The 13062-nt window shown below is 73.8% G+C and carries 12 protein-coding genes; 4 read left to right on the top strand and 8 right to left on the bottom strand.

What is annotated here, in order from left to right:
• Nucleotides 1-6: 6 nt before the first annotated feature.
• From AC07FY_RS09825 to AC07FY_RS09810, 4 genes are read left to right on the top strand one after another with little or no spacing between them, the layout of a single operon-like run.
• Nucleotides 7-558 (top strand): hypothetical protein, encoded by a 552-nt coding sequence (locus AC07FY_RS09825; RefSeq protein ID WP_479003056.1) that lies wholly within the window; start codon nt 7-9, stop codon nt 556-558.
• A complete protein-coding gene (locus tag AC07FY_RS09820; protein ID WP_479003053.1) occupies nt 555-995 on the top strand; it encodes a ferritin-like domain-containing protein in 441 nt (146 codons plus the stop codon). Before AC07FY_RS09825 ends, AC07FY_RS09820 begins: the two co-directional genes overlap by 4 nt.
• Before the next feature lie 44 nt (nt 996-1039).
• Complete coding sequence (locus AC07FY_RS09815) at nt 1040-1942, top strand: aminoglycoside phosphotransferase family protein (protein ID WP_479003050.1); 903 nt, start codon at nt 1040-1042, stop codon at nt 1940-1942.
• Between the two features lie 55 nt (nt 1943-1997).
• On the top strand, nt 1998-2969 hold the full coding sequence (locus AC07FY_RS09810) for a slipin family protein (protein ID WP_479003214.1): 972 nt from the start codon (nt 1998-2000) through the stop codon (nt 2967-2969).
• Nucleotides 2970-3044: 75 nt separating this feature from the next.
• Here the strand turns inward: AC07FY_RS09810 and AC07FY_RS09805 are convergent, their stop codons facing one another.
• From AC07FY_RS09805 to AC07FY_RS09770, 8 genes are all read right to left on the bottom strand, one after another.
• On the bottom strand, nt 3045-3587 hold the full coding sequence (locus tag AC07FY_RS09805; RefSeq protein WP_479003047.1) for a GNAT family N-acetyltransferase: 543 nt from the start codon (nt 3585-3587) through the stop codon (nt 3045-3047).
• Between the two features lie 50 nt (nt 3588-3637).
• Nucleotides 3638-4483, bottom strand: a complete 846-nt coding sequence (locus tag AC07FY_RS09800) for a GNAT family N-acetyltransferase (protein WP_479003044.1) — start codon at nt 4481-4483, stop codon at nt 3638-3640.
• 162 nt (nt 4484-4645) lie between these two features.
• Complete coding sequence (gene ispG / locus AC07FY_RS09795) at nt 4646-5803, bottom strand: flavodoxin-dependent (E)-4-hydroxy-3-methylbut-2-enyl-diphosphate synthase (protein ID WP_479003041.1); 1158 nt, start codon at nt 5801-5803, stop codon at nt 4646-4648.
• A gap of 174 nt (nt 5804-5977) precedes the next feature.
• Nucleotides 5978-7279 carry a M50 family metallopeptidase gene (locus AC07FY_RS09790; protein WP_479003039.1) on the bottom strand — a complete coding sequence of 434 codons (1302 nt, stop codon included), beginning with the start codon at nt 7277-7279 and terminating at the stop codon, nt 5978-5980.
• On the bottom strand, nt 7276-8529 hold the full coding sequence (gene dxr, locus AC07FY_RS09785) for a 1-deoxy-D-xylulose-5-phosphate reductoisomerase (protein ID WP_479003037.1): 1254 nt from the start codon (nt 8527-8529) through the stop codon (nt 7276-7278). Before dxr ends, AC07FY_RS09790 begins: the two co-directional genes overlap by 4 nt.
• Nucleotides 8530-8550: 21 nt before the next feature.
• Nucleotides 8551-9855 (bottom strand): hypothetical protein, encoded by a 1305-nt coding sequence (locus AC07FY_RS09780; RefSeq protein WP_479003034.1) that lies wholly within the window; start codon nt 9853-9855, stop codon nt 8551-8553.
• Nucleotides 9856-9952: 97 nt separating this feature from the next.
• Complete coding sequence (locus AC07FY_RS09775) at nt 9953-11905, bottom strand: acyl-CoA dehydrogenase family protein (protein ID WP_479003032.1); 1953 nt, start codon at nt 11903-11905, stop codon at nt 9953-9955.
• A gap of 182 nt (nt 11906-12087) precedes the next feature.
• Nucleotides 12088-12963: a LysR family transcriptional regulator gene (locus tag AC07FY_RS09770; protein ID WP_479003029.1), complete on the bottom strand. Its 876-nt coding sequence runs from the start codon at nt 12961-12963 to the stop codon at nt 12088-12090.
• Nucleotides 12964-13062 lie beyond the last annotated feature (99 nt).

Genomic DNA, 13062 nt, shown 5'->3' with positions numbered 1-13062 from the left:
TCGCCCGTGCCCTGGACCCTGCCATCGAGGCCCTCGCGCAGGAGCCTGCTCGCCGGTACCGCCGGAGCGGCCGGAACCGCGCTGCTCGCGGGGTGCTCCGCCGCCGGTTCGCCCGCCGTGGACACCGGGATTCCACTCGAACGGCGGATGCGCGAAACGGCCGTCCGTGACAGTGCGCGGCTGCTGGAACGTTACGACGCCACGGCCGCGGCCCATCCCGCCCTGGCGGCGCGGCTCGCGCCGCTGCGCGCCGCCGTCGCCTCGCACGCGCAGGCCCTCTCCCTCAACCCCGCGGACGCGGCCTCCCCCGCGCCTTCCGCCGCCCCGCCCGGCGGAACGGGGGCGGCCGCCGCGGTGCCGCCGGGCGGGGAGCCCGTCGCCGCGTCGCCCGCCGACGCCCTGACCGCCCTCGCGGACGCCGAGCGCAGCCTGTCGGAGGCCCGGACCATCGACCTGGCCGCGGCGCCGGGCGAGCTGGCCCGCATGCTGGCCTCGGTGGCCGCCTGCGGAGCCGTGCACGCCTACCTGCTGACCTCGACCCCCGGAGCCACGCCGTGAAGCCCGAGCCCGCGCCCGCCGGAAGAGCCCTGGAGGCCGCCCAGGCCGCACTCGCCGCCGAGCACGCGGCCGCGTACGGCTACGGGGTGATCGGCGCCCGGACCGCGGCGGCCCGCGCGGCCGAGGCCCGGGAGGCCTACGGCGGCCACCTCGCGCGGCGGGACTCGCTGGCCCGGACCGTGCGGGAGCTGGGCGGCGCGCCGCGGCCCGCGGAGGCGGCGTACGCCCTGCCCTTCGAGGTGCGCGGTCCCGCCGACGCGGAGCGGCTGGCCGCCGACATCGAGGACCGGGTGGCGGGCGCGTACTCCGACCTGGTGCGGGCGGCGGAGGGTCCGCTGCGCCGGGAGGCGGCCGACGCGCTGAGCGCGGCGGCCGTGCGCGCGGCGCGCTGGCGCGGTGTCGGCGTAGCCTTCCCTGGGCTCAACGAGAAGCGCTGAAGTGGCGAAACGGGCCCGTCGCAGCTGAAAGGGACCACGCACGCATGGTTTTCGAACCGCCGCAGCGGCTCGTACGGGCGCTCGGCGAGACGCCGCAATCGGCGCAGGACGAGCAGTGGCTGGAGCAGCTGCCCGAGCTCACCGAGGCGGCGCTGTCCCGGCGCGGGGTGCGCGCCCAGCGGGTGCAGGCCCCGGGCGGCCGCAGCAGCGTGCTCGTCCTCGTCCAGTACCCCGACGGGACCCCCGCCGCGCTGAAACTGGCGCCTCCGCACGCCCGGCCCGACCGGGAGCTGGCGGCCCTGGCGCACTGGGGCGGTTTCGGGGCCGTACGGGTCCTGGACTCCCGCTACCACGAGGAGGACGGGGCGCTGCTGCTGGAGCGGTTGCACCCGGAGGTCTCGCTGCGGTCGCTGCCGGACGCCAAGGCGCTGCTGGAGGCCGGCGGGACCCTGCGCAGGCTGTGGGTGGCGCCGCCGGACGGGCACGTCTGGGAGACGGTGGCGCAGCGGACGGAGCGCCAGGCGGTGGCCCTGCGGGCGGCCCCGGCGGAGGTCCGGGCGCTGGCCGACGCCGCCCTGTCGATCCGCGAGGAGCTCGTCGTGCTCCCGCCGGAGGAACTGCTGCTGCACGGGAACTTCCGGCAGGGCAAGGTCCTCGCCGGTGAGCGGGCGCCGTGGCTGACGGTGGGTCCGGAGCCGGTCGTCGGCGAGCGGGCGTACGACCTGGCGCGGCTGGCCCGGGACCGGCTGGAGGACCAGGTGGCCACCTCGGCGGGGGCCGCGGGTGCCCGGCGCCGGGTGAACCGGCTGGCCGACGCCCTGGAGGTGGACCGGGACCGGCTGCGGGGCTGGACGGTGTTCCGGGCGGTGGAGTCCGGCGCCAGGGCGCTGGCCGCGGGGCGGCGCCGGGAGGCGGAGCTGCTGCTGGAGTTCGCCGCCTGGCTGTAGGGCATACCGTGGGAAAGAACGCATGTCCTGCTCTGTCCGGCAGGAGGTCGCCCTCATGGTCGAAGAACTGCTGACGGCGGGGATCGCCGCAGCGACGGCCGCCGCGGTGTACCTGGGGGCCGCCGCGCGCGTGGTGAAGCAGTACGAGCGGGGCCTGGTGTTCCGCCTCGGCCGGCTGCGGGACGAGATCAGGGGGCCCGGTTTCACCGTGGTCGTCCCGGTGATCGACCGGCTGCGGAAGGTCAACATGCAGATCGTGACGCTGCCGGTGCCGGCGCAGGAGGGCATCACGCGGGACAACGTCACGGTCCGGGTGGACGCCGTCGTGTACTTCAAGGTCGTCGATCCGGCGAGCGCGGTCGTGGCGGTGGAGGACTACCGGTTCGCCGTCTCGCAGATGGCGCAGACCTCCCTGCGGTCGATCATCGGCAAGTCGGACCTGGACGACCTGCTGTCCAACCGCGAGATGCTCAACCAGGGGCTGGAGCTGATGATCGACAGCCCGGCGGTGGGGTGGGGCGTGCAGATCGACCGGGTCGAGATCAAGGACGTGTCCCTGCCGGAGACGATGAAGCGGTCGATGGCCCGGCAGGCGGAGGCGGACCGCGAGCGGCGGGCGCGCGTCATCAACGCCGATGCCGAGCTGCAGGCGTCGCACAAGCTGGCCGAGGCGGCGGGGGTGATGTCGGAGCAGCCGGCCGCGCTGCAGCTGCGGTTGCTGCAGACCGTGGTGGCGGTGGCCGCGGAGAAGAACTCGACGCTGGTCCTGCCGTTTCCGGTGGAACTCCTGCGGTTCCTGGAGCGTGCGGCGCCCGCGGCTCCGGGCGCCGCGGCCGCGGCGGCCGCGCCCGCGCCCTCCGCTGCGGCCGCGCCCCTGTCCGAACCCGGGGCGCAGGGCCCGGCCCCGGGCGAGGTACCGCGCGAGGTCCGGGCCCCCGCCCCGGCGGCCGCTGACCTCGACCTGTCCCTGGACGGCGCGCCGCCGCCCTTCGAGGACCGGGACCCCCGCGCCCAGGGCCCGGCCTGATCCGAGAGGCACGCCCTGGGCTCCGGACCCGCCGAGGCGGCCCGGCCCCCGGGGCTGCGCCCGAGCCGCGGGCCTTCAGCGCCTCGGCAGGGGCAGCGGGGCGCCCATGACGGCGTACGGGAGGCTCGCGCTCGGGAAGTGGACCTGGCGGGCGAGGTCCGCGTAGCCGAGGGCCCGGTAGAGGCCGCGGGCCGGGCTGTCGGTGTCGATGGCGGAGAGGATCGAGCGCGGCTCGGCGGCGCTGTCGGTGATCTCGGTGATCAGCGCCCGGCCGACGCCGTGCCCCTGGAACCCCGGGTGGACGTGCAGTTCCGTGATCACGAAGGAGCCGTCGAGCCAGTGCTCGTGGCCACCCGCCCGCAGGTAGGGCTCGACGATCGTGGACCACCAGTGGGTGCGGTCGTTGGGCATCCCGTACACGAACCCGGTGAGCGCGCCGTCGTCGGTGAAGGCGCCGAGCGCGCGGGCGCCGCGGCAGGTCATGTGGCGCTGCACGATGTAGCGCCGGATGCCGACCTCCTCCTCGCTGAGCCCGAAGGCGACGGCCTGCACGCGCAGGGCCTCGTCCACCCGGGCGGCGAGGTCGAAGGGGCCGATGCGGACTCCGGAAGGCAGCATGCGGCGACCTTACTTCGCGGTAGGGAGGGGCCGGAACGGGTCGGGCGGGTTCAGAACAGGACGCTCATGAAAGCGCCGACCTCACGGAAGCCCACCCGCCGGTAGGCGGCCCGGGCCGCGGTGTTGAAGTCGTTGACGTAGAGGCTGACCACGGGCGCCACGTCGCGCAGGGCGTAGGCGACGACGGCGGCCATCCCGGTCTCCGAGTAGCCGCGCCCGCGGAACTCGGGGGCCACCCACACGCCCTGGATCTGGCAGGCGCCGGCGGTGGCGGCGCCGATCTCCGCCTTGAAGACGACCTTCCCGTCCTCGATGCGGGCGAAGGAGCGGCCGCTGCCGACGAGTTCGGCGACCCTGGCCTGGTAGAGCAGCCCTCCGTCACCGGCCATCGGCGAGATGCCGACCTCCTCGGTGAACATGGCCACGCAGGCCGGCATGATCAGGTCCATCTCGTCCTTGCGGACGCGGCGGACCAGCGGGTCGGCGTCGACCGTGGTGGACGGGCGCTCCATGACCATGAGCGGCTGGTGGGAGCGCACGTCGCGGGCGGGGCCCCAGCTGGGCTCCAGCAGCTGCCACAGCAGCCGGGTGGTCTCGGCGGGGCCCACGATGGAGGAGCAGCGGCGGCCCGTGCGGCGGGCGCGGTCGGCGAAGGCGCGTACGGCGTCGGGCTCGGCGCAGACGGGGACCAGGTTCGCGCCCGCGTAGCACAGGGAGCGGAGCTCGCCGTCGGCGTACCACCCCCACATCTCGCCGCCCAGGCGCCAGGGGTCGAGCCCGGCGACCTGGACCCGGGAGGTGACGAACGCGTTCTCGACGGGCCGGCGTCCGAGGACGTCGAGCGCCGCGTCGAGATCACCGGGCTCAAGGACCCGGGTGGTGGTCTGCGTCAACACTGGGGCCTCACCGTGCAAGTCTGCTGATCTCCGCACTGTACCCGCCGCGACGGGCTGATGCCCGGTCGCCGGGGTCACGAAAAAGCCCCGGCCCCGCCCGCGAACTGCGGGTACGGGGCCGGGACCGGGGCCGTGCGGAAGGCGGGCGGGGCCCGCGGCGGATCAGACGCCGATGGCGACCGTCGGCTCGCCCGACATCACGCCGTCCTTCTCCATCTGCTCGGCGATCTTCATCGCCTCTTCGATGAGGGTCTCCACGATCTTCGACTCGGGGACGGTCTTGATGACCTCGCCCTTCACGAAGATCTGGCCCTTGCCGTTGCCGGAGGCCACGCCCAGGTCGGCCTCGCGGGCCTCGCCGGGGCCGTTGACGACGCAGCCCATGACCGCGACGCGCAGCGGGACCTCCATGCCCTCCAGGCCCGCCGTGACCTCCTCGGCCAGCTTGTAGACGTCGACCTGGGCGCGCCCGCAGGACGGGCAGGAGACGATCTCCAGGCGGCGCGGCTTGAGGTTGAGGGACTCCAGGATCTGGATGCCGACCTTGACCTCTTCGGCGGGCGGCGCGGAGAGGGAGACGCGGATGGTGTCGCCGATGCCCTCGGAGAGCAGGGCGCCGAAGGCGACGGCGGACTTGATGGTGCCCTGGAAGGCGGGGCCGGCCTCGGTGACGCCGAGGTGCAGCGGGTAGTCGCAGGCGGCGGCCAGCTGGCGGTAGGCGTTGACCATGACGACCGGGTCGTTGTGCTTGACCGAGATCTTGATGTCGCTGAAGCCGTGCTCCTCGAAGAGGGACGCCTCCCACAGCGCGGACTCGACCAGCGCCTCGGGGGTGGCCTTGCCGTACTTCTTCAGCAGCCGGGCGTCGAGGGAGCCGGCGTTGACGCCGATGCGGATCGGGGTGCCCGCGTCGTTGGCGGCCTTCGCGATCTCCTTGACCTTGTCGTCGAACTGCTTGATGTTGCCCGGGTTGACGCGGACCGCCGCGCAGCCGGCGTCGATCGCGGCGAACACGTACTTCGGCTGGAAGTGGATGTCGGCGATGACCGGGATCTGCGACTTCTTGGCGATCACGGCGAGCGCGTCGGCGTCGTCCTGGGTCGGGCAGGCGACGCGGACGATGTTGCAGCCGGAGGCGGTCAGTTCCGCGATCTGCTGGAGCGTGGCGCCGATGTCGGAGGTCCGGGTCGTGGTCATCGACTGGACGGAAATGGGCGCGTCGCCGCCGACGGCCACGGAGCCGACCTGGATCTTGCGGCTGACCCGGCGGTCGGCAAGCTTCGTCGGCACGGACGGCATTCCGAGAGAGATGGCAGTCATCTGCTGTGCAACCCCAAGGTGTGGATCAAGGCCCGAGATCGGCGGGCTCCAGGCTTCGAGATTACGCCAATCACGGTGCGGCCCTCGCATCCGAGGGCCCGTGCCACTCGAACGTAGGGAGCCGGGCACGATGCGTGCCCGGCTCTCCCCCGCGTCGGGCAGGACCTGCCGCGCTCAGGTGATCTTGATGGGGTTCACCACGTCCGCCACCATCACCAGCAGCGTGAAGCAGATGAACAGCCCGGCCACCACGTACGCCACCGGCATCAGCTTGGCCACGTCGAACGGGCCCGGGTCGGGGCGCCGGAAGACCCGGGCCACGCCCCGCCGCACCGACTCCCACAGGGCGCCCGCGATGTGCCCGCCGTCGAGCGGGAGCAGCGGCAGCATGTTGAACAGGAACAGCGAGAGGTTGAAACCGGCCAGCAGGTTGAGGAAGAACACCAGCTGGTGCTGGGCGGGGATGTCGAGGGTGAAGATCTCACCGCTGACCCGCGCCGCTCCGACCACGCCCATGGGGCTGTCCTGGGCGCGCTCGGCCCCGTTGAAGGCCGCGTTCCACAGGTCGGGGACCTTGGAGGGCAGGTCGATCAGCGACTGCACGCCGGCCGCCATCATCTCGCCCATGCGGTCGACGGACTGGCCGAAGGACTGCGGGACGTAGCCGGAGGCCGGGGCGAAGCCGAGGAAGCCGGCGGTGACGTACTGGTCCTTGACGTACTTGCCGTCGGCGTCGGTCCTGGCGACCTTGTTCTCGATGAGGTTCGCCGTGAGGCCGACCTTCTCGCCGGCCCGTTCGACGGTGATCGTGGCGGGGCCGACGGTGGCGCGGATGTCCTTCTGGAGGGCGGACCAGTCCCGGACCGGCCGGCCGTTGAAGGCGACGATCTTGTCGCCGGCCTTGAGGCCCGCCGCCTTGGCGGGGGCGGCCGGGTCGCCGGGGGCGCACGTGGTGCGCTTCTCGCTCTGCTGGATGACGCAGTCGGAGACGGTGGCGACGGTGGTGGTCTGCGTGTTCAGGCCGAAGGCCATGAGCGTGGTGAGGAAGATCGCCACGGCCAGGACCAGGTTCATGAAGGGGCCGGCGAACATCACGATCACGCGCTTCCACGGCTTGCGCGTGTAGAAGAGCCGGGTCTCGTCCCCGGGCCGGAGCTCCTCGTACGCGGCCGAGCGCGCGTCCTCGATCATCGACCGGAACGGCGAGGTCGAGCGGGCGGTGACCCGGCCGTCCTCACCGGGCGGGAACATCCCGATCATCCGGATGTAGCCGCCCATCGGGATGGCCTTGATCCCGTACTCCGTCTCGCCCTTCCTCCGCGACCAGAGGGTCGGGCCGAAGCCCACCATGTACTGCGGCACCCGGATGCCGAAGAGCTTGGCCGTGGAGAGGTGCCCGAGCTCGTGCCAGGCGATCGAGACCAGTAGGCCGACGGCGAAGATCACCACTCCGAGCACCGTCATCAGCAGGGTCATGCGCTCGCCTCCAGGGCGGCACGCGCCGCCGTCTCCCGGGCCCGGGCCCGGGCCCAGGCCTCTGCTTCAAGGACGTCCCGGACGGTCAGGGAGGTTCCCGACTCCGGCGTCCCGTGCTCGTCGACCACGGCAGAGACGGTATCCATGATGGCCGTGAAAGGCAGCCGACCTGCCAGGAACGCCTCCACGCACTCCTCGTTGGCCGCGTTGAACACGGCCGGGGCGGTGCCGCCGAGCGTGCCCACGTGCCGGGCGAGCCCCACCGCGGGGAAGGCCTCGGTGTCGAGCGGGAAGAACTCCCAGCTGGAGGCTGTGGTCCAGTCGAAGGCGGGGGCGGCGTCCGGGATCCGGTGGGGCCAGCCCAGCCCGATCGCGATGGGCCCGCGCATGTCCGGCGGGGTGGCCTGGGCGAGCGTGGAGCCGTCGGTGAACTCGACCATCGAGTGCACGTAGGACTGGGGGTGGACCACGACCTCGATCCGGTCGAAGGGGATGTCGTAGAGCAGGTGCGCCTCGATGACCTCCAGCCCCTTGTTGACCAGCGTCGCGCTGTTGACGGTGATCACCGGGCCCATGGCCCAGGTCGGGTGCGCGAGGGCGTCCTCGACGGTGACCTCGGCCAGCTGCGCGCGGGTGCGTCCGCGGAAGGGCCCGCCGGAGGCCGTGACGACGAGCTTGCGCACGTCGGCCCTGGTCCCGGCGGCCAGCGCCTGGAAGAGCGCGGCGTGCTCGGAGTCGACGGGGATGATCTGGCCGGGCCGGGCGAGGGCCTTCACCAGGGGACCGCCGACGATCAGCGACTCCTTGTTCGCCAGCGCCAGGGTCCGGCCCGCCCGCAGCGCGGCGAGGGTCGGCGCGAGGCCGATGGAGCCGGTGATGCCGTTGAGGACGGTGTGGCACTCGGAGGCCGCGAGGTCGGCTGCCGCGTCCGGCCCGGCCAGGATCTCGGGCAGCGGCTCGCAGGCGCCGTACCGGGCGCTCAGCGCCTCTTTCAGGGCCGGTACGGCGTCCTCGCGGGCGACGGCCACCGTCCGCACCCCGAGCCGCCTGGCCTGGTCGGCCAGCAGCTCGACCCGGCCGCCGGCGGCGGACAGCGCGGTCACCCGGAAGCGGTCCGGGTTGCGCAGGGCGAGGTCGATGGCCTGGGTGCCGATGGAACCGGTGGACCCGAGGATGACGATGTCCCGGCGGCCGGCCGCGGGGTCGAAGAGGAGGTGCGGATCGGCGAGGGGGACTGGGCGGTCGCTCATGCCCCCCATTGTTGCCGCAACTCAGGGGCGCTCCGACACGGAGCCCCCGTCCGTGACCCGCAGGAGGAGGTGCGGCAGCGTTCCGGCGAAGTCGGGCAGGGTGACGGCGACGCGCCACCAGGCGTCGGGGTCGGCGCCGAGGGCCAGCGCGAACAGCCGGTCGGCCTCGGCCCGGGCGGCGAGCACCGGCGCGGCCCAGTCGTGGCGGTCGGGGTGGCTCACGTCGCCCAGCCAGTGCCCCTCGTCCAGCGCCCAGCAGGCGGGCGCCTTGTGCCGGATCACGTCCTCGCCGGTGAGCAGCCCGCGGGCCAGGCAGTCGCGCACCCAGCGGATGTCCTCCTCGACGGAGGGCATGGGCACCGCGAGGCTGGCCAGGGCCAGTTCGCGGTCGACGCCCCCGGCGGGCGGGGCGGTCCCCGGGGCCAGCGAGCGCACCGCCTCGGTCAGCCCCGGTACGTCCGGTCCGGCGACGGGCTCCGGCAGGGTGCCGCGCACGAGCCGGGCCACGAGCACCGGCAGGGTGCCGCGGAAGCCGGGGGCGTGCCGCAGCAGCTCCGCCCACAGCCGCGGGTCGTCCCGCAGCGGTCGCAGGGCCCGGGCGACGGCGGTCCGCATGCCGGCCCGCTCGGGCAGGGACCAGCGCAGGCCGCCGGCCGCCGGCAGGTCGGTGAGCAGCAGCGTGCGGTGCGCGGGGGCGACGTGGGCGACGAGCTCGTCGCAGGTGAGCATCCCCATCCGGACGGCGCGGACGGCGGGCCGGTACCACCGGTGCCCCGCGGTGTCCTGGGTCCCGGCGTCGAGCAGCGCCCGGCCGGCCGCCCCGGGCAGTGCGCCGGCCAGCAGCAGCGCCTCCACCGCGCCGGGCGGCAGGGGTTCGCGGGCGTGCTCGTGCAGCAGGGCGGCCGGGTCGAGGGGCTCGTGCGGCATCCGCAGCAGGGTGAGCGGGACGCGGGGCCTGCGGCCGTGCCGGCGCAGCAGGGCGACGAGCTCGCCGGTGGTGAACGGGCCGGGGCCGGTCAGCCGCAGCAGCTCGGGCGAGGGCCCGGGGCGGGCCGCGTACCGGGCCGGGCCCGGCAGCCCGGGCAGGGGGCGTCCGACGACGTGCGGATTGCGGGCGACGTACGTCCGGTCCTCTCCGCTGCCGTGGCGCAGCAGCAGGCTGACGGTGGAGGCCGACAGCCACTCGTCGCGGCACAGGTACTTGCGGGTCGGCGCGTCGAGCCGGCCTATCAGGTCGGTGACGACGTGGTCCGGTGCGTGGCGCAGCAGATGCGCCGCGCACCAGGCCAGCCGTCGACTGGCGCGGTCTTCCTCGGCCGTCGGCATCGTTCTCTCCGCCCTGCCCGTGCCGGTGCGCGTACGGGTGTCCCCGCCCGCGCACCCATCCTCGTACGCCCGTCCGGCGTACGGCGATGATCGCAGGTCAGCGCAGGGGGCGGTGCACGTTGTCCCGGGCCGAGGGGCCGGGGGCGGCGTCCGCGATCCAGGGGCCGTCGCCCGAGGGGTCGATGACGCCGTCCTCCAGCCAGGTGTACGTGCCGCCCAGGACCCCTTCGACGACCTTGCGGTCGAGGGCGTCGGTGTTGCTCCACAGCCGGCCGAAGAGCTCCTCGGTCCTGATCCGGGACTGCCGGCAGAAGGCGTCGGCCAGCTGGTACGCCTCGCGGCCGTGGTCGCCGGTGGCGCGCAGGTGCTCGGCGCGGACGCAGGCCGCGCTCATGGCGAACAGTTCGGCGCCGATGTCGACGATCCGGCCGAGGAATCCCTGCTTGGTCTCCATCCGGCCCTGCCAGCGGGACATGGCGTAGAAGGTGGACCGGGCGAGTTTGCGGGCGGCGCGCTCGACATAGCGCAGGTGGGTGGCGAGGTCCGGATGGCCCGCGGGGTGGAAGGCGCGGTACGTCCCGGGGACCTGGCCCGCCCCGGCGGCGAGCTTCGGCAGCCAGCGGGCGTAGAACCCGGCGGCGCGGGCGCCCGCCCTGGCCTTGTCGCCGAGGTCCTTGTCGGGGTCGATGAGGTCGCCCGCCACCGACAGGTGGGCGTCGACGGCCTCGCGGGCGATCAGCAGGTGCATGATCTCGGTCGAGCCCTCGAAGATCCGGTTGATGCGCAGGTCGCGGAGCATCTGCTCGGCGGGGACGGCGCGCTCGCCGCGGGCGGCGAGGGACTCGGCGGTCTCGAAGCCGCGGCCGCCGCGGATCTGGACCAGCTCGTCGGCCATCAGCCAGGCCACCTCCGAGCCGTACAGCTTGGCGAGGGCGGCCTCGATGCGGATGTCGTTGCAGTCCTCGTCCGCCATCTGGGAGGCGAGGTCGACGACGGCCTCGAGGGCGAAGGTGGTCGCGGCGATGAAGGAGATCTTCGCGCCGACCGCCTCGTGACCGGCGACCGGCCGGCCCCACTGCTCGCGTACACCGGACCACTCGCGGGCGATCTTCAGGCACCACTTGCCGGCGCCGACGCACATCGCGGGCAGCGACAGCCGTCCGGTGTTCAGCGTGGTCAGGGCGATCTTGAGGCCGGCGCCCTCGGCGCCGATGCGCTGGTCGGCGGGGACCCGTACCCCGTGGAAGCGGGTGACGCCGTTCTCCAACCCGCGCAGGCCCATGAAGGCGTTGCGGTGCTCGACGGTGATCCCCGGCGAGTCGGCCTCGACGACGAAGGCGGTGATCCCGCCCCGGTGGTTCTCGCTCCGGGGCACCCGGGCCATCACCACGAGCAGGTCGGCGACCACCCCGTTGGTGGTCCACAGCTTGACCCCGTCCAGGACGTAGCCGTCCTCGCCGTCCGGGACGGCCGTGGTCGCCAGCCGCGCCGGGTCCGAGCCCACGTCCGGCTCGGTCAGCAGGAAGGCGCTGATGGCGCTGGTGGCGCAGCGCGGCAGGTAGGTGTCCTTCTGCTCCTGCGTGCCGAAGGTCTTCAGCGGCTGCGGGACGCCGATGGACTGGTGGGCGGAGAGCAGGGCGCCGATGGCGGGGCTGATCGAGCCGACCAGGGCCAGCGCCTTGTTGTAGTAGACCTGGGTGAGGCCGAGGCCGCCGTACTTGACGTCGATCTTCATGCCGAGGGCGCCGAGCTCCTTGAGTCCGCGCACGGTCTCGTCGGGGATCTTCGCCTCGCGCTCGATGCGGGCCGGCGTGCCGGCCGCGAGCTCGTTCTCGCAGAAGGTCCGCAGCCGGGCGAGGAAGGCCTCGCCGCGCCGGACGTCCTCGTCCGGGGGGAGCGGGTGCGGGTGGATCAGGTCCAGGCGCAGCCTGCCGAGGAAGAGCTCCTTGGCGAAGCTGGGCTTGCGCCAGTCCTGCTCCCGGGCCGCTTCCGCGACCTGCCGTGCCTCGCGCTCGGTCACCTTGGGCCGTACGGGCTGTGTTGCGGACATGAGGGGGCTCACCTCGCCGCCGAGTCGGATGGCCCACCGGCCTGCCGACCGGTGGTACCAGTGAGTCGTACCCAATGTCGCCGGGAAGGAACGGCGGGAAAGGGCAGGCCGCCGAGATGCCGGGCTTCCCGCCCCGCATCTTCACGCGTCCGGCCGCAACCGCCGCCCGCGTCGGCCCGGGTTCACTCCGCCCCGACGCCCAACAGCTCCAGGAAGGCCGCGGCCGCCGGGGTGAGGCCCTCCCGGCCCCAGATCAGGTACTCGGCGCGGGCCGGCGCGTCCGTGACCTCGATCACGACCAGCCCGGCCAGGCCCGCGACATAGGCGGGCGGGAGGAGGGCCACGCCCAGGCCCGCACCGACCAGACGGGCCAGGTAGTCCGCGTTCGTCACCTCGAAGACGACCTCGCGGGTGAGGCCGGCGGCGGCGAAGGCCAGATCGGACTGGGCGCGGCCGGCGGTCTTCGCCGGGAGTTCCACGAACACCTCGCGGGACAGCCGACGGAGGTCGACCGAGGGCTCGCCGGCGAGCGGGTGGTCCGGGGAGACCACGGCGACCAGCCGCTCCCGGGCCAGCTCCCGGGCCTTGACGCCCCGGGGGCGGGCCGTGACCGGAATGCCGAGGAAGGCCACCTCGAGCTCGCCCTCCCTGACCCGCTCGACGAGCTCGTCGCTCGCTCCCACGCTGAGACTGATCCGGGCCTTCGGATGACGCTGGTGGAAGTCCTTGAGGACGTTGGGAAGGTCCACGGCGGCGACGGTCGGGATCAGCCCCACCGCGAGGCGTCCCCGCACCTCCCCGACGGCCGCCGCGACTTCGGCGGCGGCCCGCTCCGCGGCGTCCAGGCACTGGCGGGCGGCGGGCAGGAAGGCAGCGCCCGCCGGGGTCAACCGGACCCGGCGGCTGGTCCGTTCGAAGAGCCTCGCACCCAGTTCCTTCTCCAGGCGCGCGATCTGGTGGCTGAGCGCGGACTGGACCACCAGGCAGCGTTGGGCAGCCCTGGTGAAGCTGTTCGTCTCGGCCACGGCGATCACGTACCGCATCTGCTGGAGCTCCATGGATCCATCGTGAGAGCAGATCGATCGCATGACAACCATGTGTTGGACTCATCGATCGGGCGGCGCCGAGACTGATGACCCCGCACAGGCGGGAACGTC

The organism is Streptomyces sp. NPDC045967, assembly GCF_056430495.1.
This window is presented reverse-complemented; position numbering and strand designations above follow the sequence as displayed.

What these genes read in the sequence shown, in the direction of transcription:
- AC07FY_RS09775 (WP_479003032.1), bottom strand. Translation starts at nt 11,905, where the DNA reads ATGTCCGCAACACAGCCCGTACGGCCCAAGGTGACCGAGCGCGAGGCA.
- AC07FY_RS09805 (WP_479003047.1), bottom strand. Translation starts at nt 3,587, where the DNA reads ATGCTGCCTTCCGGAGTCCGCATCGGCCCCTTCGACCTCGCCGCCCGG.
- AC07FY_RS09770 (WP_479003029.1), bottom strand. Translation starts at nt 12,963, where the DNA reads ATGGAGCTCCAGCAGATGCGGTACGTGATCGCCGTGGCCGAGACGAAC.
- AC07FY_RS09790 (WP_479003039.1), bottom strand. Translation starts at nt 7,279, where the DNA reads ATGACCCTGCTGATGACGGTGCTCGGAGTGGTGATCTTCGCCGTCGGC.
- AC07FY_RS09810 (WP_479003214.1), top strand. Translation starts at nt 1,998, where the DNA reads ATGGTCGAAGAACTGCTGACGGCGGGGATCGCCGCAGCGACGGCCGCC.
- ispG (WP_479003041.1), bottom strand. Translation starts at nt 5,803, where the DNA reads ATGACTGCCATCTCTCTCGGAATGCCGTCCGTGCCGACGAAGCTTGCC.
- AC07FY_RS09815 (WP_479003050.1), top strand. Translation starts at nt 1,040, where the DNA reads ATGGTTTTCGAACCGCCGCAGCGGCTCGTACGGGCGCTCGGCGAGACG.
- AC07FY_RS09780 (WP_479003034.1), bottom strand. Translation starts at nt 9,855, where the DNA reads ATGCCGACGGCCGAGGAAGACCGCGCCAGTCGACGGCTGGCCTGGTGC.
- dxr (WP_479003037.1), bottom strand. Translation starts at nt 8,529, where the DNA reads ATGAGCGACCGCCCAGTCCCCCTCGCCGATCCGCACCTCCTCTTCGAC.